The following is a 20,699-nucleotide window of genomic DNA, read 5'->3' as shown; positions in this document are numbered from 1 at the left end:
GTCAGAAACTTTCCTTCAGCCACTGGCCCATGCGGGCAATGCGGCCGTTGCCACCCGTGAGCTGCGAGAGCATGCCGCCCTGCACAGCGTGTTCTTCCAGTTCCGCGACCTGCGGATAGATCATCAGGCCGACCGCTGTCGAAAAGGCCGGGCCCTTCGCCGCCGTCGGCAGGCCGGACACGCCGAGCGGACGGCCGATGCGGACATTGCGGGCGAGGATGCGGCGCGCGACTTCCGGCAGGCCGGTGAGCTGGCTCCCGCCGCCCGTCAGCACGATTCGTTTTCCAACGATCGGCGAAAAGCCGGAGCGCTGGATGCGGTCGCGGATGAGTTCGATGGTCTCTTCGATGCGGGCACGCACGATGCGCGAGAGCAGCGCACGCGGCACATGGGTCGGCTGGTCGCGGTCATCCTCGCCGATCGGCGGGACGGTGACGATGTCGCGCTCGTCGGCCGCGTTCGGCAGCGCCGAACCGTGCACGACCTTCAGGCGTTCGGCATCCTCGATGCGGGTCGAAAGACCGCGCGCAAGGTCCGTCGTGACGTGGTGGCCGCCGAGCGAGACGGCGTCGGAATGCACCAGCTTGCCTTCGGCGAAGACGGAGATCGTCGTCGTGCCGCCGCCCATGTCGATGCAGGCGCAGCCGAGTTCGACCTCATCGTCGACGAGCGCGGAAAGGCCGCTGGCATAGGGCGTCGCGACCATGCCCTCGACGGAGAGGTGGGCGCGGTTGATGCACAGTTCGAGGTTCTTCAGCGCGGCGCGCTCCGCCGTCAGCACATGCATGTCGACGCCGAGCACGTCGCCGAACATGGAGAGCGGATCGCGGATGCCGCGCTCGCCGTCGAGCGAGAAGCCCGTCGGGAGCGAGTGGAGGATGGCGCGGTCCTGGCGCAGCGACTGCTGGCCGGCAACGGCAAGCACCTTGCGCAGGTCGTTCGCGTCGACTTCCTGGCCACCAAGATCGATGGTCGCGGTGTAGACGTCGCTTTGCAGGCGGCCGGCCGAAACGTTGACGATCAGGCTCTCGATGGTGAGGCCGGCCATGCGCTCGGCCGCATCGACGGCAAGGCGTACGACGCTTTCGGCCGCGTCGAGATCGGTGATGACGCCGTTCTTCACGCCGCGGGATTTCTGGTGGCCGATGCCGATGACTTCGACATTGTGCGTGCGGCCGGGCAGGATCTCGCTCTCGGCGCGCGGCGTCAGCCGGCCGATCATGCAGACGACCTTGGTGGAGCCGATATCGAGGACCGAAACGACATGCGCCCGCTTGGAGGAAAGCGGCTTCAAGCGCGGCAGGCCAAAATGGGACGAACCGAAAATGCTCATGTGCGCTTCGCTGCCTTCTTCAGGTCCTTCGTTCTCTGCTCGACCGCCGCATTGCGGCGTTCGAGCGCCCCTTCCGTCAAACGAACCGTCGTGCGGTCTTCCAACCGAAGATCAACGGCCGCGATGTCCCGTTCCAGAATGCCCTGCTCCGCTTCAAGCGTTGCCAGCGTATCCATGGCGCGCGGCACGTTGTGCTCCGGCAGCTTGACGACGATGCCGTTGTCGAGCCTCAGGTCCCAGCGCCGGCCGGCAACCCGGATGTAAGCCTTCACGCGCGCCTTGATTTCCGGCCAGTTGTCGAACTCGTCGGCAAAGCCGGCGGCAGCGGTTTCGGCGTCGCGGCCGACGAACAGCGGCAGCGTCGAAAACTTGTTGTCGCGCAGCGGCGCAATCACGCTGCCGTTCTTCTCGATCAGCGAAAGATCGCTGCCGTGCTGCCAGATGCCGAACGCTTCGCGCTCTTTCAGTGCGATCTCGATCGTGCCCGGATAGATCTTGCGAACCGAGACATCCTCGACCCACGGCAGTTCGGTGAGCTGCTTGCGGGCTTCGTTGACGTCGAGCGCGACCAGCGAGGTCGTGCCATCGAGGCCAAGGCGCTCGAGAATGTCGATTTCCGAAGTCTCGCGGTTGCCGGAAACCTTGACGTCCTCGATGGCAAAGCCGATCGCCGTCGTCGAGGCCTGGGCGACATCCTGCGAATGACCGCCGAGCGACATGCCGTAGAGGCCCGTCGCGCCGATGAAAAGCACGGTCGCGATGCTGCCGGTATGGCGCGGAATGTGGATACGACCGGCCGCAAGGCTGACCAGGAACCGGACGATCCGGCGCAGCGGGCGCGGCAGCACACGACCGGCTTCCGTTTCCGGAGGCCCGACGGGGCGTACCCTGCTCCTTTTGACGCTCAACGCAAACACGACGCGTCCTCCACCATCCACCGCAAGAATTCACCAAAGGAATGGCCGGCATGAACAGCCATTTCGGGCACCAGGGAGGTGGGGGTCATGCCGGGCTGGGTGTTGATTTCCAGCCAGACAAGCTCGCCATTCTCGGAGAATCGGTCGTCGTAACGGAAGTCGGAACGGCTGACGCCACGGCACCCGATCGCTTGATGCGCCTTGAGGGAGAGTGTTTGTACTTTTTGGTAAATATTCGGTGAAATTTGTGCCGGGATGACGTGTTTCGAACCGCCTTTTACGTATTTGGAATCATAGTCGTAGAAGGCGTGGCCCTGGGGCACCACTTCCGTGACACCAAGCGCCACGTCTCCCATAACGCCGCAGGTCAGTTCGCGGCCGTAGATGTAGCGCTCGACCATGACGCTGTCGCCATAGCGCCATTCGGACGAGGTAATGATCTGCGGGGGATGAGACTGGTCTTCCTTGACCATGACGACGCCGAAGGAGGACCCCTCGCGCACGGGCTTCACCACATAGGGCGGCTTCATCGGATGCGAGGAGGTGAAATCGAAGCGGTTCATCAACCGCTGCTCGGCGATCGGAATGCCCGCCGCCTTGGCGACGATCTTTGCCTGCGCCTTGTCCATGGCGAGCGCCGAGGCGAGCACGCCGGAATGGGTATAGGGGATCTCGAGATATTCGAGCACGCCCTGGATGGTGCCGTCCTCGCCGAAGGGGCCATGCAGCGCATTGAAGGCGACATCGGGCTTCAGTTCGGCAAGCACGCTTGCAACATCGTGACCGACATCGACACGCGTGACCTTGTAGCCCTCGGCCTCAAGCGCGTCGGCGCAGGCGTTGCCCGACGAAAGGCTCACCGGCCGTTCCGACGAAAAACCACCCATCAGCATCGCGACATGCTTTACGCTCATAGAACCCCCAACTGAATTCCGCACACTGCCTCTCGTCCCTTGCGCGGACCTGATTTGCCTCTGCGATCCGACTCGGCGAGCGAGTTGGGACCACTAGAGCGCCATTAAGGTTAATGAAGCGTTTACTTTCGTTAACCGCGGCCGCCCGGAGGCGAATTTTCCTGTCCCGAATCAGGTCACGCTTCGATTCTCTCTCTGGAATCAGAGAGTTGTGACGGACGCAAGAAAAAGAAAAATTTAGCTCTTCCTAAAGCGACACCGAACGGCCGCTGCCTGCCCGCAAAGGCTTGGTAAATGCGGGATCGCCCGAAAGCGTACGAAAAGTACGATTTTTTACCGTTCAGCGTACTTTTATTGTTTCACCGACCGATCGGTTGACGTAATAGAACGGCGCTGCCTCCCAAGACAGCCTCAAAACCAAGAAAAGGCACCCACGATGAGTGATACGCTCGCTTCCGGGTCGCCGACCGCAACGCATTCCAACCGCGCCGGGCTCAACTCCCCGGCGCGCGTTCTCTTTGCAAGCCTGGTCGGAACGACCATCGAATTCTTCGATTTCTACGTCTACGCCACCGCCGCCGTGCTGGTCTTCCCGACGCTGTTCTTCCCGAACAGCGATCCGACGACTGCCCTGCTCGCGTCCTTCGCAACCTTCTCGATCGCCTTTTTCGCCCGTCCGCTCGGTGCGGTCGTCTTCGGGCACTATGGCGACCGCGTCGGCCGCAAGACGACGCTGGTGGCGGCGCTCCTGACCATGGGCGTCTCCACCGTGATCATCGGCCTCCTGCCCTCCTACGAGACGATCGGCGTGCTCGCACCGCTGCTTCTGGCGCTCTGCCGCTTCGGCCAGGGCTTCGGGCTTGGCGGCGAATGGGGCGGCGCGGTGCTGCTCGCCACCGAAAACGCCCCTCCGGGCAAGCGCAGCTGGTACGGCATGTTCCCGCAGCTCGGCGCCCCCGTCGGCCTTTTCCTCTCCTCCGGTGTCTTCTGGCTTCTGCTGCATGTCATGTCGCAGGAATCGCTGCTCGCCTGGGGCTGGCGCATCCCCTTCGTCGCCTCGATCATCCTGATCGCCGTCGGCCTGTGGGTTCGCCTGTCGATCACCGAGACGCCCGCCTTCCAGAAAGCCATCGACAAGCAGGAGCGCGTGGAAGTCCCGGTCGTGGAGCTCTTCCGCAACCACAAGCGCAGCCTCGTGCTCGGCACCTTCGTGGCGCTCGCCACCTTCGTGCTGTTCTATATCGGCTCGGCCTATCTGCTGTCCTACAACGTCAAGATACTGAAGCTGCCCTTCGTCGAAGCGCTGGAAGTCCAGCTCCTCGGCTCGGTGCTGTTCGGCCTCTTCATTCCTTTGGCCGGGAAGCTTGCCGAAAGGTTCGGCCGCCGGGAGGTGCTGATTCTCACGACCGTGCTGATCGGCGCCTTCTCGTTCCTCCTGCCGGGCCTGATGACGGGCGGCGAGAGCGGCATCTTTGTCTTCGTCATCCTCGCCATGGCGCTGATGGGCATGACCTATGGTCTGATCGGCACGGCGCTCGCCGCGCCCTTCCCGACGAAGGTGCGATATACGGGCTCGTCGATCACCTTCAACTTCGCCGGCATCTTCGGCGCGTCGCTTGCGCCCTATATCGCGACGTGGCTCCAGGCGAACTACGGCATGACCTATGTCGGATACTATCTCGGCCTGTCAGCCGTCATCACGCTCGTCTGCATCCTGCTCTCGGGCAAGGAAGAAGTCTGAGCCCTTCGTGGCTTCCTTCAAAAAACCCGCCGCGGCAACGCGGCGGGTTCTTTTTTGTCCGCAATCAGTCGTCCTCGCCGACGATCTTCCAGATCACCGCGCCGACCACGGCGCCGAGGACCGGGGCGAGCCAGAACAGCCAGAGCTGCGAGAGCGCCGCCGTATCGGCAAAGAGCGCGGCGCCGGTCGAGCGGGCCGGGTTGACCGAGGTGTTCGTCACCGGGATCGAAATGAGGTGGATCAGCGTCAGGCCGAGGCCGATGGCGATCGGCGCGAAACCGACGGGCGCACGGCCATGGGTCGATCCGAGGATGATGATAAGGAAGAACGCCGTCAGCACCACTTCGGCAACCAGCGCCGCCGTCAGCGAGTAACCGCCCGGCGACAGGTCGCCATAGCCGTTCGAGGCGAAACCGCCCGCCTGGAAGCCTGTCTTGCCGGACGCGATGAGGTAGAGCACCGCCGCCGCCGCAACCGCCCCGACGACCTGCGCCACGACATAGGGCACGAGGCTGGAAGCCGGGAATTTGCCGGCGACCGTCAGGCCGACAGAGACGGCGGGATTGAAATGCCCGCCGGAAATACCGCCGACCGTATAGGCCATGGTCAGCACCGTGAGGCCGAAGGCGAAGGACACGCCGAGATGGCCGATGCCGACCTCCGGGAATGCGGCAGCCAGCACCGCACTGCCGCAGCCGCCGAAGACAAGCCAGAACGTGCCGAGGAATTCGGCGGAAAGTTTCTTGAACATGAATGCCCCCTGGTCAAAGCCCCGCTGGAGCGAGGCTTCATCGCGCAACCATCGCGCGATCCAGCATAGCTTTCGCTAAACCCCTATGAACAGGGGCTGAACAGGAAAAATAAATGTTCGTATTTTCTAATTAAGCACATTATTTCCGCTCGAAACCAGAGCCGGTTTCGCCTGCGCTTCGTCTGCCTCTCCGACATATCTCCAGGCCACGGCACCGATGATGGCGCCGAGAAGAGGGGCGAGCCAGAACAGCCAGAGCTGCGACAGAGCCGCCGTCTCGGCAAAGAACGCGACACCCGTCGAGCGCGCCGGATTGAGGGACGTGTTGGTGACCGGTATCGACACGAGGTTGATCGCCGTCAGGCTGAGACCGATGACGGCGGGCGCAAAATCCACCGGCGCACGCCGATGGGTAGAGCCGAGGACGATGAACAGGAAGAGCGCCATCAGCACCACCTCGGTCACAAGACCCGCCGTCAGCGAATAGCCGCCCGGCGAGAGATCGCCGTAACCGTTCGCGGCAAAACCGCCCGCCTGGAAACCGGCCCTGCCGGAAGCGATGAGATAGAGAACGGTGCCCGCCACCGTTGCACCGGCAACCTGCACCACCGCGTAGGGCAGGATATGGGCAACCGGAAACCGGCCGGCGATGGCAAGGCCCACGGAAACGGCAGGGTTCATATGCCCGCCGGAAATGCCGCCGATCGTGTAGATCATCGCCATCAGCGCGATGCCGGCGGCAAGGGAAATACCGGCAAGGCCGATGCCACTCTCCGGAAAGGCCGCAGCCAGGATTCCGCTGCCGCAGCCGCAGAAGACGAGCCAGAACGTGCCGATGAACTCGGCAGCGAGTTTCCTGTTCATGAATATCCCCATCAGGGCCCTGCGCGCAGAGCCGCATCGCGCGCCGGAGGCGCGACGTTACACAGTTTCGTTTCGATGAACTTGCCTGTGGGGGAGAGGGCGCTTGTCAAAACGCCCCAGCAAGAGTGTTGTCGGATCAGGCCGTTGCGCGGCCCAGGAACTCCTTGACCTCGTAGCCCGGCATAAAATTGCCGAGGCGCTTGATTTCCCATTGCAGCATGATGCCGGAATGCTCCAGCACGCGGCTGCGCACGGTCTCGCCGAGATATTCCAGCTCGTAGCCGGTCGCCTGACCCGTGTTGATCATGAAGTTGCAGTGCATCGGCGACATCTGTGCGCCGCCGATCATCACGCCGCGGCAGCCCGCCTCGTCGATCAGCTTCCAGGCCGAATGCCCCTCGGGATTCTTGAAGGTCGAACCGCCGGTCTTCTCGCGGATCGGCTGCACGGTCTCGCGATGCTGGCGCACCGCATCCATCCTGGCGCGGATATCCGTCTTGTCACCCGCCTCACCCTGGAAGACGGCGTGGGTGAAGATCAGGTCGGCAGGCGCAGCCGAATGGCGATAGGTATAGCCCATGTCCGCATGGGACAGCACATGCGGGTTGCCCTTACGGTCGATCGCATGCACCTCCACCACGAGGTCCTTGGTCTCGCCGCCATTCGCGCCGGCGTTCATACGCAGCGCGCCGCCGATCGAGCCGGGAATGCCGTAGTAGAATTCGAAGCCGGCAATGCCGTGGTCGAGCGCCATGGCGGCGATGTTCTTGTCCGGGCAGATCGCGCCGGCCTTGATCCGGTTCTCGCCAACGAGCTCGACATCACCGAACCCCTTGGCCGAAAGACGAATCACGACGCCGGGAATGCCGCCATCACGCACCAGAAGGTTCGAGCCGACACCGGTCACCGTGACCGGTACTTCCTCCGGAACCAGCTTCAGGAACGTTGCAAGGTCTTCGCCGTCATGCGGATGAAACATCAGCTCGGCAAGGCCGCCGGCCCGGAACCAGGTGACGCGATCCATCGGCGCATCGGGCGTCAGGCGGCCACGGACCTCCTTGATCCCCTCACCCAACGACGCCAGAAGTTTTGCACCATCCACCTGCTTCATGCCACCTGCCCCGAAATGCCTGCCAAGTCCTTCGGCAGCGCCTGCGCCCAATACGTGATGCTGCCAGCCCCCAAGAGAACCACAAAGTCACCGGGCTTTGCAATGCCGGCGACGATCGGCGCCAAAGCTTCCGGCGACGACAGGAAACGCGCGTCCCGGTGGCCGGCGGATTTGATGCGGGAAACCATTTCCTCCGCCGTGACGCCCTCGATGGGGTCCTCGCCCGCCGCATAGATCGGCGCGATCATCGCCGTATCGGCATCGTTGAAGCAGCCGGCGAATTCTTCGAACAGGCTCGCGACGCGGCTGTAGCGGTGCGGCTGGTGAACGGCAATAACGCGGCCCGCGCAGGCTTCGCGCGCCGCGCTCAGCACCGCCTTGATCTCGACCGGGTGGTGACCATAGTCGTCATAGACGTTCACGCCGTTCCAGCTGCCCGTCAGCGTGAAGCGACGCTTGACGCCGCCGAAGCTGGCGAGCCCCTTGGCGATCGCCTCCGGCGCGATGCCGAGACGCTGCGCAACGGCAATCGCCGCCGTCGCATTGGAAACGTTGTGGCGACCCGGCATCGGCAGGCGCAGATCCTTCAGGGAAATGACCTGGCCGGTGCGGCGGCGACGGATCTCGACGTCGAAGACCGAGGTCGCGCCGTCCATGCGGATATTGCCGAAGCGCACGTCGGCCTGCGGGTTTTCGCCATAGGTGATGACCTTGCGGTCCTCGATGCGGCTGACCATGGCCTGCACTTCCGGATGGTCGAGGCACATGACGCCAAAGCCGTAGAACGGCACGTTTTCCACGAACTGGCGGAAGGCCGCGCGCACGGCATCGAAATTGCCGTAGTGGTCGAGATGCTCGGGGTCGATATTGGTGACGATAGCAACATCCGCCGGCAGCTTCAGGAAGGTGCCGTCCGATTCGTCGGCTTCCACCACCATCCATTCGCCCTCGCCCATGCGGGCATTGGTGCCATAGGCGTTGATGATGCCGCCATTGATGACGGTCGGGTCAAGGCCGCCGGCTTCGAGCAGCGTCGCGACCATCGAGGTCGTCGTCGTCTTGCCATGTGTGCCGCCGATGGCGATGGCATTGCGGAAGCGCATCAGCTCGGCAAGCATCTCCGCCCGACGCACGACCGGCAGCAGCTTTTCCCGCGCCGCGACGAGTTCCGGATTGCTCTTCTTGATGGCGGTGGAGACGACGACCACTTCAGCGTCGCCCAGGTTTTCCGCCTTGTGGCCGACAAAGACCTCGATGCCCTTTTCGCGCAGGCGCTGCACGTTGGCGCTGTCCGCCTGGTCGGAGCCCTGGACCTTGTGGCCGAGATTGTGCAGCACCTCGGCAATGCCGCTCATGCCGATGCCGCCAATGCCGATGAAATGAACGAGCCCTATGCTCTGCGGCATCTTCATGGCCGTTCTCCCTTGAATTGTGCGCCCTTGAACTGTGCAATGGGCTTGCCGCCCGCAATAGCCTCAACCATCAAGGCGAGCAAGCGCGCGGCATCCGGTTTGCCCGCCTTTCTGGCGTTTGCGGCCATCTCCGTCATGCGCGCCGGATCGTGCATCGCCTTCGAAACGATGCTGGCAAGCCGCTCCGTCGAGAGCTCTCCTTGCGCGATCACCTTCGCCCCGCCGCCCGCGGCGAGCGCCGCGGCATTCGCCGCCTGGTCGTGATCAAGCGCATAGGGATAGGGCACGAGGATGGCGGGCCGACCGATGACCGAAACCTCGGAGACGGTCGAAGCGCCGGAGCGGCTGATGACGAGGTGGGCGTTGCCGATACGCGCGGCCATGTCGGTGAAGAAGGGCGAGACGTCGGCGGGAATGCCGAGCTCGCCATAGGTGCGCACCACCTCGTCGCGGTCTTCCGGCCGCGCCTGCTGGGTGATCCCGAGCCGCATCCGGTCCGCCGGCTCGAGCGCCGCGATCGCCGAAGGGATGGCCTTGGAGAAGAACTGCGCGCCCTGGCTGCCGCCGAACACCACGAGACGGAATTCGCCATCCGTCGAGGCCTGGTAGGGAATGTTTGCGGCTTCGAGCACAGCCGGGCGGACCGGGTTGCCCGTCGTCACCGTCTTTGCCGCATAGGGACCGTCCGTTTCCGGCAGGAAGCCACCGGCAATCGCCTTGACGCGGTTCGCCAATGCCTTGTTGGCACGGCCCATCACGGCGTTCTGCTCGTGGATCATCGAGGGAATGCCCATGCCCGTCGCGGCGATGAGCGGCGGCACGGTGGGATAGCCGCCGAAGCCGACGACGACCTTCGGCTTCAGCCGCGCCATCAGTTTTCGCGCGACGCGAATACCCTTCCACAGCGTGAACAGCGACTTGACCACGCTGACCGGGTTCTTCGAGCCGATCGTCGCCGACGGCACGACATGGATCTCGTCTGCCGGGAACTTGCCCGCAAAACGTTCGGCACGGCTGTCGGTGACGAGATGCACCGACCAGCCGCCGGCCTTCAGCTCATGGGCGAGCGCCTCTGCGGGAAAGAGATGGCCGCCGGTACCCCCGGCGGCGAGAAGAACGATGCCTTTGTTCATGCAAAACCCTTATTCGGCAGGCGCCATGATACCACCACGGAACAGGCTGCGCTCGGAGGCGCGCTTTTCCGGACGGTGGCGGGTCAGCGCCAGAATGAAGCCGGCCGTCACGCAGATCGCGATCATCGACGAGCCGCCATAGGAGATCAGCGGCAACGTCATGCCCTTGGCCGGCAGGAGTTCGAGGTTCACGCCGATGTTGATCATCGACTGCGTACCGATCTGCAGCACGAGGCCGGCAACGGCGAACCGCGTGAAATCGTTGCGCTCCTTGAAGGCATGGTTGAGGCCGCGCATCACCACGAAGGCGAAAATCATGACGATGACCATGCAGAAGAGAATGCCGAATTCCTCGGCCGCGACGGAGAAGATGAAGTCGGTGTGGCTATCGGGGATGATGCGCTTGACGGTACCCTCGCCCGGCCCCTGGCCGAACCAGTCGCCGCGGATGATCGCCTCGCGCGCCGTGTCCATCTGAAACGTGTCGCCCTCGCCGGTCAGGAACTTGTCGATACGGCCGGCGACGTGCGGCAGGAAGGTATAGGCCGTCAACAGGCCGCCGACGGCAGCACCGCCAAGCACGATGATCCAGAGCCATGGCATGCCGGCCATGAAGAACATGCCGCCCCAGACGGCGGCGGTCAGGATGGTCTGGCCAAGGTCGGGCTGGGCGACGAGCAGCGCCGCGACGATGCCGAAGAGGATGATGGCGAAGAGGTTGCCGGGGATTTCCGGCTGGCGGGCGTGTTCGGCGAAAAGCCAGGCACAGATGACGACGAAGGCCGGTTTCATGAATTCCGACGGCTGGATGGAGAAGCTGCCGATGGAAATCCAGCGCCGCGAGCCCTTGACCTCGACGCCGAAGAACAGCGCCAGCACCATGGCGGCGATCGAGATGACGAGAAGGATCATCGCCGCCCGCCGCACCTGCCGGGGCGTCATGAAGGAAATGCCGAACATCACGGCGATGGCCGGGATCAGGAACATGGCGTGGCGCTTGACGAAGTGGAAGCTGTCGAGCCCGAGGCGCTCGGCAACCGGCGGGCTCGCCGCGAAGGACAGCATGAAGCCGAGGCCCATCAACAGGATGAAGGCCGCCAGGAAGAACCGGTCTATCGTCCAGAACCAGTCCGCCAATGCACCACGTTCGGCACGACTAACCATGTTTCAATCCTCTGTTTCCACCATTCCAGACGCAAGCCGCCGCATGCGCCTGCCGGAATCGCTTCGTCTAAACCTCGACCAGCATGGACACGCCCGGCAGCGCCGCGACATGTTTCACGAAGGCATCGCCTCTCACTTCGAAGTTCTTGTACTGGTCGAAGCTTGCGCAAGCCGGGGAAAGCAGAACGGCAACCGGGCCGTTTCCTTCCCGCTCGGCATCCGCCGCCGCGTCCTGAACCGCCCGCTCCAGCGTACCGGACATGTCGAAGGGTACCGCCTCGCCCAGTGTTGCCGCGAAGGCGGGCGCCGCCTCGCCGATAAGATAGGCCTTGGCGATCTTCGGGAAGAAGGTGCCGAGCGAGGAAATCCCGCCCTCCTTCGGCACACCGCCGGCAATCCAGTAGATGCGGTCGAAGCTCGACAGGGCGGGTGCCGCCGCATCGGCATTCGTCGCCTTGGAATCGTTGACGAAGAGCGTGCCGCCCTTGCGCCCGACCGGCTGCATGCGATGTTTGAGGCCCGGGAAGGACGCAAGGCCGGCGCGGATCTCGTCCTCACCGATACCGACGGCAAGGCATGCGGCGACGGCGGCTGCGGCGTTCTGGGCATTGTGGGCGCCGCGCAGGGTCTGGATCAAAGAGAGGTCCGCGATCACACGGGTCGCACCACCTTGCGCGAAGATGAGACGCGGCCCCTCGGCATAGATGCCGTCGGCCAGAACATTGCGCTTGGAGATGCGCACGACCTTCGTGCCGGCCCGCTCGACGCGGTCGGCAATGCGTTCGCAAAAACTGTCGTCGACGCCGACGATAGCGGTCCGGCTGCGGGCGACAAGGCGTTCCTTGACGTCGGCATAGTGCTCCATCGAACCGTGCCGATCGAGATGATCCGGCGTCAGATTGAGCAAAATTCCGGCGGACGGATTCAGCGTCGGCGCCAGATCGATCTGGTAGGAGGAGCACTCGACCACATAGAAGCGGCCGGCCTTCGGCGGGTCGAGCGTCAGCACCGCAGTGCCGATATTGCCGCCGAGTTGGGTATCGCGCCCGCTCGCCTTGAGGATATGGGCGATCAGCGCCGTCGTGGTCGATTTGCCGTTCGTGCCCGTTATGGCGATGAAGGGGCAATCGGGCGCGTGCGCCCGGCGCTCACGCACGAAGAGCTCGACATCGCCGACGATCTCGACGCCGGCGGCGCGGGCAAGCTCCGCGCTCCAATGGGGCTTCGGATGAGTGAGCGGCACACCGGGCGAGAGCACCAGCGCGTCGATGGCCGTCCAGTCGAGATTGTGCAGGTCACCCGTGCGGATACCTGCGGACGACGCGTTTTCGACGCTTGCCGCGCTGTCGTCCCAGGCGGTGACGTCGGCACCGCCGGCGGCAAGCGCCAGCGCCGTCGCAAGACCGGAGCCGCCGAGCCCGAAGAGCGCGACCGTCTTTCCCTTGAAGGTGGTGACGGGGATCATGGCCTCTTCACCGCAGCTTGAGCGTGGAAAGGCCGACCAGCGCCAGGATGACGGCGATGATCCAGAAGCGGATGACGACCTGACTTTCCGTCCAGCCCTTCTTCTCGAAATGGTGGTGGATCGGCGCCATCAGGAAGACGCGCTTGCCCGTCAGCTTGAAGGAAGCGACCTGGATGATGACCGACAGCGTCTCCATGACGAAGAGACCGCCGATGATGGCCATGACGATTTCGTGCTTCGTGGCGACGGCGACGGTACCGATGAGGCCGCCGAGCGCCAGCGAACCCGTGTCGCCCATGAAGATGGCGGCCGGCGGGGCGTTGAACCACAGGAAGCCGAGGCCGGCGCCGATGACCGCACCGAGCACCACGGCAAGCTCGCCCGTGCCGGGCACGAAATGGATCTGCAGGTAGTTCGCGAAGACGGCGTTGCCGGCAAGATAGGCGATGACGCCGAAGGAGGCGGCAGAGATCATCACGGGGACCGTCGCAAGGCCATCGAGGCCGTCCGTCAGGTTCACCGCATTGCCGGCTGCCACGATGACGAAACCGCCGAACAGCACGAAGAAGATGCCGAGGTTGAGCAGGAAGTCCTTGGCGAAGGGAAAGGCGATGGAGGAACCGAAGGTCGAGCCGGCAGCACCCGTCGCCAGCGACGCCCGCATCATGAAATAGGTCGCGGCCCCGGCGATAAGGAATTCGAGGCCAAGGCGCGCCTTGCCGGAAAACCCCTTCTCGGTCTGCTTGGTAACCTTGAGATAATCGTCGTAGAAGCCGATCGCGCCGAAGCCGAGGGTGACGAGCAGCGTCGCGACCACGTAGACGTTGGAAAGGTCTGCCCACAGCAGCGCACTGCCGACGATGCCGGCGAGGATCATCAGACCGCCCATCGTGGGCGTACCGGCCTTCTTGAAATGCGTCTGCGGCCCGTCGGCGCGGATCGGCTGGCCCTTGCCCTGGCGGATGCGCAGGGAGGAGATGATCATCGGTCCGAACAGGAAGACGATGGTGGCCGAGGTGAACAGCGCAGCGCCCGTCCGGAAGGTAATGTAGCGGAACAGGTTGAACACCTGCACGGTGTCAGCCAGTTCGACGAGCCAAAGCAGCATTGTCACCCTTTCCCCAAAAGGTTCCCCAAGTCATCCACGGCGTGACCGACCGCAGACGGAGATGTCGATTCCATAAAAAAGAAGGCCCGGCGGGCGTCTGCCCGGCCGAACCTCCCTCAAAGCTCGCGTTCCCTCTCCGAGAACGCCGGATATTTGTCAAGCAGGGCCGCCACGATACGGCTGAATCCCGTGCCTTTCGACGATTTCACGACCAGAACGTCGCCCGGCTGCACCGCGCCCAGCGCGTGAGCGGCCAATGCATCCGCCGTATCGCGATACTCCGTTGCAACGCCTTCCGGCAGCACATCGCGCAACGCCGCCATATCAGGCCCGCCGAGCCAGACATCGCCAATGCCCGCCTCGAGAAGCGGTTCGGCAAGGCCGGCATGAACGAGGGGCGAATGTTCGCCCATTTCCAGCATGTCGCCGAGCACGGCGATGCGCCGGCCGCGGCCATGCGGCTCGGCGTCGCGCAAGAGCGCGATCGCCGCACGCATCGAGGCGGGATTGGCGTTGTAGCTCTCGTCGATCAGCGTGACCCAGCCGCCATCCTTGGCTAGCCGGTAGCGGCGTCCCCGCCCCTTCTCCGCCTGCATGGTGGCGAGCCCCGCCATCGCCTTCTCGACATCGCCACCGGCAAGATGCACCGCGCCGAGCACGGCGACGGCATTCTCGGCGATGTGCCGGCCGGGCGCGCCCATCGGCACCTCCAGCGTCTGCCCGCCGACCGCGGCGCGCAGCAGCCCGCCATCGGCGCTCGGCATGAAATCGAGCAGGCGGAACTCGGCCGACGGATCGGCGCCGAAACTGTGGATATGCGAAACGCCGGCCGCTTCGGCCGCCTTTTCGAGGAAGGCGAACTGCTCGTTGTCGCGATTGAGAAGGGCATGGCCACCCGGTACGACACCCTCGAAGATCTCGGCCTTGGCAGCGGCGATCTCCTGGAGATCGCGGAAATTGCCGAGATGGGCCGGTGCGATCGTCGTGATCATTGCCACATGCGGGCGCACCATGGCGACCAGCGGGCGAATCTCGTCGGGGTGATTCATGCCGATCTCGAAGACACCATAGTCGGTGGTCTCGGGCATGCGGGCGAGCGTCAGCGGCACGCCCCAGTGGTTGTTGAAGGATGCGACGGAGGCATGCACGCTGCCGGACGGCGAGAGCGCCTGGCGCAGCATCTCCTTCGTCGTCGTCTTGCCGACGGAGCCGGTGACGGCGATGATGCGGGCAGCCGTACGGTCACGCGCCGCGCAGCCGAGATCGACAAGCGCCTGGAGCACGTCCGGCACCACGATCATCGGCGTCACGAGCCGGCCGAGCGCCGGCAGCTTGCCCTCGCTGACAACGAGCAGCGCCGCACCGTTGGCAACGGCAAAGCTCGCGAAGTCATGGCCATCGACGCGGTCGCCCTTGATGGCGAAGAACGCTTCGCCGGGGCCGATGTTGCGGCTGTCGATGGAAATGCCCGTGACGCCCTGCGGCAGGTTGCCGATGGGGCGGCCGTGCAGGGCGGCGACGAGATCAGGCGTGGTCCAGAGCCATTTCAACGGTCGAGTTCCTCCAGGGCCTTGCGCAGTTCCGCGTGGTCGGAGAACGGCAGCGTGACGGTACCGACGGTCTGCCCCTCCTCGTGGCCCTTGCCGGCGACGATCAGCGTATCACCGGACTGCAGCATGCGGACGGCGCTGCGGATGGCCTCGGCGCGGTCGCCGATCTCGGTCGCCCCCCTTGCTGCAGCCATGATTTCCGAGCGAATGACAGCGGGGACTTCGGAGCGCGGATTGTCGTCGGTGACGATCGTCACGTCAGCGAGGCGCGTCGCGATCTCGCCCATGATCGGCCGCTTGCCCTTGTCACGGTCGCCGCCGCAGCCAAAGACCACGATGACGCGACCCGTCGTGAAGGGGCGCACGGAATTGAGGACGTTTTCCAGCGCATCCGGCTTGTGGGCATAGTCGACATAGGCGAGCGCGCCGTTTCTGGCATGCCCCACCAGTTCGAGGCGGCCAGCGGCGCCGATCAGCTTTTCGAGTGCGGCCATGGCGGTTGCAGCGGAAACGCCGGTCGACATGGCAAGGCCGGCGGCCACAAGGGCGTTCGCCACCTGGAAATCGCCGGCAAGCGGGATGTGCACCTCATAGATGTCGTCGCCGACATGGATTTCGGCGGTCTGCTTGTGGCGGAAATGCTCGACACGCTTCAACGCGAGATAGTCGCCCTTGCGGCCGACCGTGCGCACATCGAGCCCGGCTTTCTTCGCAGCGTCGATTGCCTGGGCCGACCACTCGTCGTCGGCATAGATGACGGCGGGCTGGCCCTTGGCAAGCAGCGTATCGAACAGCCGCATCTTGGAGGCCATGTAGTGCTCGACCGTCGGATGATAATCCATGTGGTCGCGACCAAGATTGGTGAAGGCGGCGGCGGCAAGCTTCACGCCGTCGAGGCGCGCCTGGTCGAGCCCGTGGCTTGACGCTTCCATGGCCGCATGCGTGACTCCGGCAGCGGCAAGTTCGGCGAGCAGTTCGTGCAGCGACACCGGATCGGGGGTCGTCAGCGACCCATAGTCGTTGCGGCCGGGTGCGACGACGCCGGTCGTGCCGATCATCGCGGCGGCGTGGCCGGCATGGGCCCAGATCTGGCGAGTGAAGGACGCGACGGAGGTCTTTCCGGCGGTACCGGTCACTGCGACCATGGTCTCCGGCTGGCGACCGTAGAAGCGGGCGGCGGCAAGCGCCAGGAACCGGCGCGGCTCGGCAACCGCAATGACCGGGACAGAGGCGTCAGCCTTGCTGCCGGCGGCAACGACGACCGCGGCGGCGCCGCGCGAGACGGCATCGGCGATGAAGGCGCTGCCGTCGGCCTTGGTGCCCGTAAGCGCGACGAAGAGATCGCCCGGCTTCACCTTCCGGCTGTCACTGGTTATGCCGCGGATGTCTGTCGCGGCTGCGACGGAAAGGTCGTTGGTTTCGGGTCCGGCAAGGTCACTGATCTTCATTGTCCGCTCTGCTGCTTTCCAGTGGAAACCGTTTCCATTCGAATCGGCTTCCCGTCTTCTCCATTCAATAAGACACGAGCAAGGCAGACCCGTCCTCACCGAATTTCGGCTTTACACCGAGAAGCGCGGCCGAGCGGCGGATGATCTCGCCGACCATCGGCGCGGCGTTGAGGCCGGCGGTGCGCCCCCCGCCCTCGCCCGTCTGCGGCGCGTCGATGAAGGTGAGGACCACATATTTCGGGTCGTCGATCGGGAAGGCCGAGAGGAAGGCGTTGAAGTTCTGGGTGTTGGAATAGCGGCCGCCGACGACCTTGTTGGCCGTACCCGTCTTGCCGCCGACGTTGAAACCCGGAACGAGCGCCCGGCGACCGGAACCGTCATTCGCATTGAGCTTGAAAAGGTAGCGCATCTTGTCGCCGGTCTCCGGCTTGACCACGACCTTCGCCACCTCGTTCGCCTCCTCGGCCGTGCGCGGCAGGAAGGTCGGGTTGATCAGGAGGCCACCGTTCATCAGCGCTGCCGCGGCCACCGCCGTCTGCAGCGGCGTCGTCGAGACGCCGTGGCCGAAGGAAATGGTGATGGAGTTGATCTTCTTCCATTCGCGCGGCTGCGTCGGGGTCTTCACCTCGGGCAACTCGGTCTCGAGCTTCGTCAGCAGGCCGAGCCGCGTCAGAAACTCCTTGTGGCCGGCAATGCCGACGACGTCGGCCATCTTGGCCGTACCGATATTGGAAGAGTACTGGAAGATTTCCGGCACGGTCAGCACGCGGTGCTTGCCGTGGAAGTCCTTGATGGTGAAGCCGCCGATGCGGATCGGCGCGCGGGCATCGAAGCTGTCGGTGATCTTCACCTTGCCCGAATCGAGCGCCATGGCCGTCGTGAAGCTCTTGAAGGTGGAGCCCATCTCGAACGTGCCGTTCGACATGCGGTTCATCCAGCCGTCCTTGGCGCCTTCGGCCGGGTTGTTCGGATCGTAGTCCGGCACCGAGGCCATGGCGAGGATCTCGCCCGTATGAACGTCCATCACGACGGCGCCGGCGGCGATGGCCTTGTATTTCTCCATGCCCGTCGCGACGACCTCGCGCACGATGGCCTGGACGCGCAGGTCGATGGACAGGCGCACCGGTTCCAGTTTGGCATCGCTCGTCATGCCGATCGCGGCAAGGTCGGCAAGACCCTGGCTGTCGATGTAGCGCTCCATGCCGGCAATGCCGCGGTTGTCGATATTGACGTGGCCGACGATATGCGAGGCCGTGACGCCACCCGGATAGAAGCGGCGCTTTTCCGGCCGGAAGCCGACACCGGGAATGCCGAGTGCCAGGATGCGGCTCTGCTGCTTGGGCGTCAGCTGGCGCTTCAGCCACTGGAAGCGGGATTTCGAGGTGAGCTTGCGGTAGATGCCGCGCCGATCGAGATCGGGCATGACGGTCGCGAGCATTTCCACCGCCTCGTCCGCATCGACGATCTTGTGCGGCTCGGCATAGAGCGAGACGGTGCGGATGTCGGTGGCGAGGATTTCACCGTTGCGGTCGACGATGTCGGGGCGCGAAGCCATCAGGTGGTCGGCAGGACCGATCGAGGACACGGTTTCGGGCGAGGCCATGCCATATTGCACGAGTCGCCCGCCGATGACGGCATAGACCATGCCGAAGCAGCAGATGATGACGGCGACGCGGCTGCGGGCCTGCGAGCCGGAGCGCTTGCGCGTGCCCTCGAAGGCGTGGCCCCCATTGCCGGTCGCACGGTTGTTGTTGCCGCCGGCACTGAAATGCGCCTTGCTCTTGAGGTCCATGATGCGGGAGAGAAACGACATCAGTTTGCCACCGATCCGGTTTGGATTGCGTCCGTCTCTTTCGCCTTCTTCTTGTTCTTCTTGTCGTTTTGGGCGACCTTGTCGTCCTTCTCCGGCTCCAGCGCCGGCAGCTCGGCCATCGGCATGGGCAGCTCGTTCGGCTGGGCGAGCTGGGTCGATTCGGTCGGAACGAGCTTCAGGTCCGTCTCGAAGGTCTTCACCAGGCGGTTCAGGCGGTTCGGCTGGGTGAGCAGCGCCCAGTCCGCTTTGAGGAGGTCGATCGTGTCCTCTTCCAGCTTGATCTCGGCATCGAGCTTGCGCACCTCTTCCCGCTTGTTCTCCGCCTGGTGCTTGATCGAATAGGTGACGGTGGCTGCTGTGGTCATGACCGCGATCATCACGACATCAAGGGTACGGAACATCACTCAGCTTCCCATCTTCGCAAGGTCGGCAAGGTTCGGCAGGTTGAAAATGGACAGGTCATCCGTCCCGGCAGGAGCGCCCGTGCGCTCGCCTGCCCTCAGCTTCGCGGATCGGGCGCGCGGATTGACCGCGCTCTCCTCGTCGCTGGCCGCCACCATAGGGCGCCCGACTGGTGCGAAGGTTGCGGCCTTGTCGTGAACTTGCGGCAGATGCCGCGACCCTGCCGCCTTTCCGGCGCGATCCTGGAAGAATTTCTTGACGACCCGGTCTTCCAGCGAATGGAAGGAGACGATGACGAGCCGCCCGCCCGGCTTCAGGGCCCGCTCGGCCGCGAACAGCGCCTCGGCGAGCTCGCCGAGCTCGTCGTTGACGAAGACGCGCAGCGCCTGGAAGACGCGTGTCGCGGGATGGATCTTGTCCTTGGCCTTGCGCGGCGTCGTCAGCTCGATGAGGTTGGCGAGCTGGCGCGTCGTGGTGAAGGGCTCCTTCTCGCGCGCCTTCTCGATGGCGCGGGCGATTCGGCCGGCCTGCTTCTCCTCGCCGAGGAAGCCGAAGATGCGGATGAGGTCGGAAACCTTTGCGCGGTTCACCACGTCGGCGGCCGAAACGCCCGACGCGGACATGCGCATGTCGAGCGGGCCGTTCTTCTGGAACGAGAAACCGCGCTCGGCCTCGTCGATCTGCATGGAGGACACGCCGATATCGAGCACGACACCGTCAAGCCCGCCCGCGGGCGCGTGTTCGGCGAGCTCGGAAAAACGCGAATGGATGAGGCTCAGCCGGCCTCCGGAGGCCGCGACAAGCCCCTGCCCGCCGGCAATGGCGTTGGGATCGCGGTCAAGCGCGATAACATCCGCCCCCTCGGCGAGGATTGCGGAGGTGTACCCGCCTGCACCGAACGTGCCATCGAGGATGACCTGGCCGGGTTTCGGCGCAAGCGCCGCAAGAACCTCGGAGAGAAGAACCGGAATGTGACGGACCGATCCGCCATCGGCATCAGAAAAACCTCCGCCAAGATCCGCCGCCATTCCGATTCTCCGTCTTACCCCAAGCCCAGACCTCGCGTCCTGAACTCTTCCCGGGCAGCCGCCTGTGTGGCCAGGAATGTCTGCGGTGCCCAGAGCTGAAAATGATCCGCCCGACCGACAAAGGTCACGTCCGTGGCTATACCCGTATAGTCCCGGATGAAATCCGTGACCGGCAGGCGCCCTTCCGAATCGAGCTTCATGAAGACCCCGCCCCCGTGAACCAGGAGCGACATCCGATTGGCTTGCGGCGAAAGAACATCCTCGCTGGCGATCTGGCGCTCGAAACGATCGAGAAGATCCAGCCCGCCGACGCTGATCGCCGGAAACAAGAAATCCTGGAAGCAGTACAGCTCCCGGATGTCGCGCTGCGACAGCACGGAGCGAAAGGCCGAAGGAACGGAAACCCGCCCCTTGGCATCGATCCTGTTTGTCGCATTCGACAGGAACCGGTTCATGACGCGATACAGCCGCTTCCAGAGCCATGGCGCTGTGCATCCGCCCCGGCTCACCCAACACAACACCGCGCACGCAAGCCAGCCCTGATG

General features: G+C 64.4%; 18 protein-coding genes. 1 reads left to right on the top strand and 17 read right to left on the bottom strand.

The annotated features are described in order from the left end of the window. Nucleotide 1: 1 nt before the first annotated feature. The 3 genes from ftsA to AKG11_RS15670 are packed head-to-tail and all read right to left on the bottom strand — an operon-like array spanning nt 2 to nt 3,164. Complete coding sequence (ftsA, locus tag AKG11_RS15680) at nt 2-1,333, bottom strand: cell division protein FtsA (RefSeq protein ID WP_023515848.1); 1,332 nt, start codon at nt 1,331-1,333, stop codon at nt 2-4. Continuing rightward, nucleotides 1,330-2,250, bottom strand: coding sequence for a cell division protein FtsQ/DivIB (locus AKG11_RS15675; protein ID WP_023515847.1), 921 nt, complete (start codon nt 2,248-2,250; stop codon nt 1,330-1,332). Before AKG11_RS15675 ends, ftsA begins: the two co-directional genes overlap by 4 nt. Further along, nucleotides 2,238-3,164, bottom strand: coding sequence for a D-alanine--D-alanine ligase (locus tag AKG11_RS15670; protein WP_024271548.1), 927 nt, complete (start codon nt 3,162-3,164; stop codon nt 2,238-2,240). Before AKG11_RS15670 ends, AKG11_RS15675 begins: the two co-directional genes overlap by 13 nt. A gap of 436 nt (nt 3,165-3,600) precedes the next feature. Here AKG11_RS15670 and AKG11_RS15665 point away from each other — a divergent pair, with 436 nt between their 5' ends. After that, entirely contained in the window at nt 3,601-4,905 is a 1,305-nt protein-coding gene (locus AKG11_RS15665) for an MFS transporter (RefSeq protein ID WP_050744538.1), read from the top strand. A 64-nt stretch (nt 4,906-4,969) separates the two neighbouring features. Here the strand turns inward: AKG11_RS15665 and aqpZ (AKG11_RS15660) are convergent, their stop codons facing one another. The 14 genes from aqpZ (AKG11_RS15660) to mraZ form a co-directional block, all read right to left on the bottom strand. Continuing rightward, nucleotides 4,970-5,656 (bottom strand): aquaporin Z, encoded by a 687-nt coding sequence (gene aqpZ / locus AKG11_RS15660; RefSeq protein WP_023516476.1) that lies wholly within the window; start codon nt 5,654-5,656, stop codon nt 4,970-4,972. A gap of 126 nt (nt 5,657-5,782) precedes the next feature. After that, the gene (gene aqpZ, locus AKG11_RS15655) at nt 5,783-6,520 is read right to left on the bottom strand and encodes an aquaporin Z (RefSeq protein WP_050744537.1); all 738 of its coding nucleotides are present in this window, start codon (nt 6,518-6,520) and stop codon (nt 5,783-5,785) included. A gap of 136 nt (nt 6,521-6,656) precedes the next feature. Beyond that, the gene (murB, locus tag AKG11_RS15650) at nt 6,657-7,631 is read right to left on the bottom strand and encodes a UDP-N-acetylmuramate dehydrogenase (protein ID WP_050744536.1); all 975 of its coding nucleotides are present in this window, start codon (nt 7,629-7,631) and stop codon (nt 6,657-6,659) included. Further along, nucleotides 7,628-9,043, bottom strand: a complete 1,416-nt coding sequence (gene murC / locus AKG11_RS15645) for a UDP-N-acetylmuramate--L-alanine ligase (protein ID WP_050744535.1) — start codon at nt 9,041-9,043, stop codon at nt 7,628-7,630. Before murC ends, murB begins: the two co-directional genes overlap by 4 nt. Then, complete coding sequence (gene murG / locus AKG11_RS15640) at nt 9,040-10,176, bottom strand: undecaprenyldiphospho-muramoylpentapeptide beta-N-acetylglucosaminyltransferase (protein WP_050744534.1); 1,137 nt, start codon at nt 10,174-10,176, stop codon at nt 9,040-9,042. Before murG ends, murC begins: the two co-directional genes overlap by 4 nt. Before the next feature lie 9 nt (nt 10,177-10,185). Continuing rightward, nucleotides 10,186-11,340 (bottom strand): putative lipid II flippase FtsW, encoded by a 1,155-nt coding sequence (gene ftsW, locus AKG11_RS15635; RefSeq protein ID WP_023516471.1) that lies wholly within the window; start codon nt 11,338-11,340, stop codon nt 10,186-10,188. 67 nt (nt 11,341-11,407) lie between these two features. Continuing rightward, nucleotides 11,408-12,805 (bottom strand): UDP-N-acetylmuramoyl-L-alanine--D-glutamate ligase, encoded by a 1,398-nt coding sequence (gene murD / locus AKG11_RS15630; RefSeq protein WP_050744533.1) that lies wholly within the window; start codon nt 12,803-12,805, stop codon nt 11,408-11,410. 7 nt (nt 12,806-12,812) lie between these two features. Beyond that, nucleotides 12,813-13,913, bottom strand: a complete 1,101-nt coding sequence (mraY, locus tag AKG11_RS15625; protein WP_023516116.1) for a phospho-N-acetylmuramoyl-pentapeptide-transferase — start codon at nt 13,911-13,913, stop codon at nt 12,813-12,815. Between the two features lie 116 nt (nt 13,914-14,029). Beyond that, a complete protein-coding gene (locus tag AKG11_RS15620; protein WP_050744532.1) occupies nt 14,030-15,463 on the bottom strand; it encodes a UDP-N-acetylmuramoylalanyl-D-glutamyl-2,6-diaminopimelate--D-alanyl-D-alanine ligase in 1,434 nt (477 codons plus the stop codon). Continuing rightward, a complete protein-coding gene (locus AKG11_RS15615) occupies nt 15,460-16,911 on the bottom strand; it encodes a UDP-N-acetylmuramoyl-L-alanyl-D-glutamate--2,6-diaminopimelate ligase (protein WP_050744531.1) in 1,452 nt (483 codons plus the stop codon). Before AKG11_RS15615 ends, AKG11_RS15620 begins: the two co-directional genes overlap by 4 nt. Nucleotides 16,912-16,975: 64 nt before the next feature. Then, nucleotides 16,976-18,724 (bottom strand): peptidoglycan D,D-transpeptidase FtsI family protein, encoded by a 1,749-nt coding sequence (locus tag AKG11_RS15610; protein ID WP_050744530.1) that lies wholly within the window; start codon nt 18,722-18,724, stop codon nt 16,976-16,978. Further along, nucleotides 18,724-19,125, bottom strand: coding sequence for a cell division protein FtsL (locus AKG11_RS15605; protein ID WP_023516120.1), 402 nt, complete (start codon nt 19,123-19,125; stop codon nt 18,724-18,726). The genes AKG11_RS15610 and AKG11_RS15605 overlap by 1 nt, the downstream gene beginning before the upstream one ends. A gap of 3 nt (nt 19,126-19,128) precedes the next feature. After that, nucleotides 19,129-20,154 (bottom strand): 16S rRNA (cytosine(1402)-N(4))-methyltransferase RsmH, encoded by a 1,026-nt coding sequence (gene rsmH, locus AKG11_RS15600; protein WP_050744529.1) that lies wholly within the window; start codon nt 20,152-20,154, stop codon nt 19,129-19,131. A 14-nt stretch (nt 20,155-20,168) separates the two neighbouring features. Then, a complete protein-coding gene (gene mraZ, locus AKG11_RS15595; RefSeq protein WP_023516122.1) occupies nt 20,169-20,609 on the bottom strand; it encodes a division/cell wall cluster transcriptional repressor MraZ in 441 nt (146 codons plus the stop codon). Between the last annotated feature and the right edge of the window lie 90 nt (nt 20,610-20,699).

Source organism: Shinella sp. SUS2 (assembly GCF_001262505.1).
Lineage (GTDB): Bacteria > Pseudomonadota > Alphaproteobacteria > Rhizobiales > Rhizobiaceae > Shinella.
The sequence above is the reverse complement of the archived record's forward strand: the minus strand, read 5'-3'. Positions and strand labels throughout refer to the sequence as shown.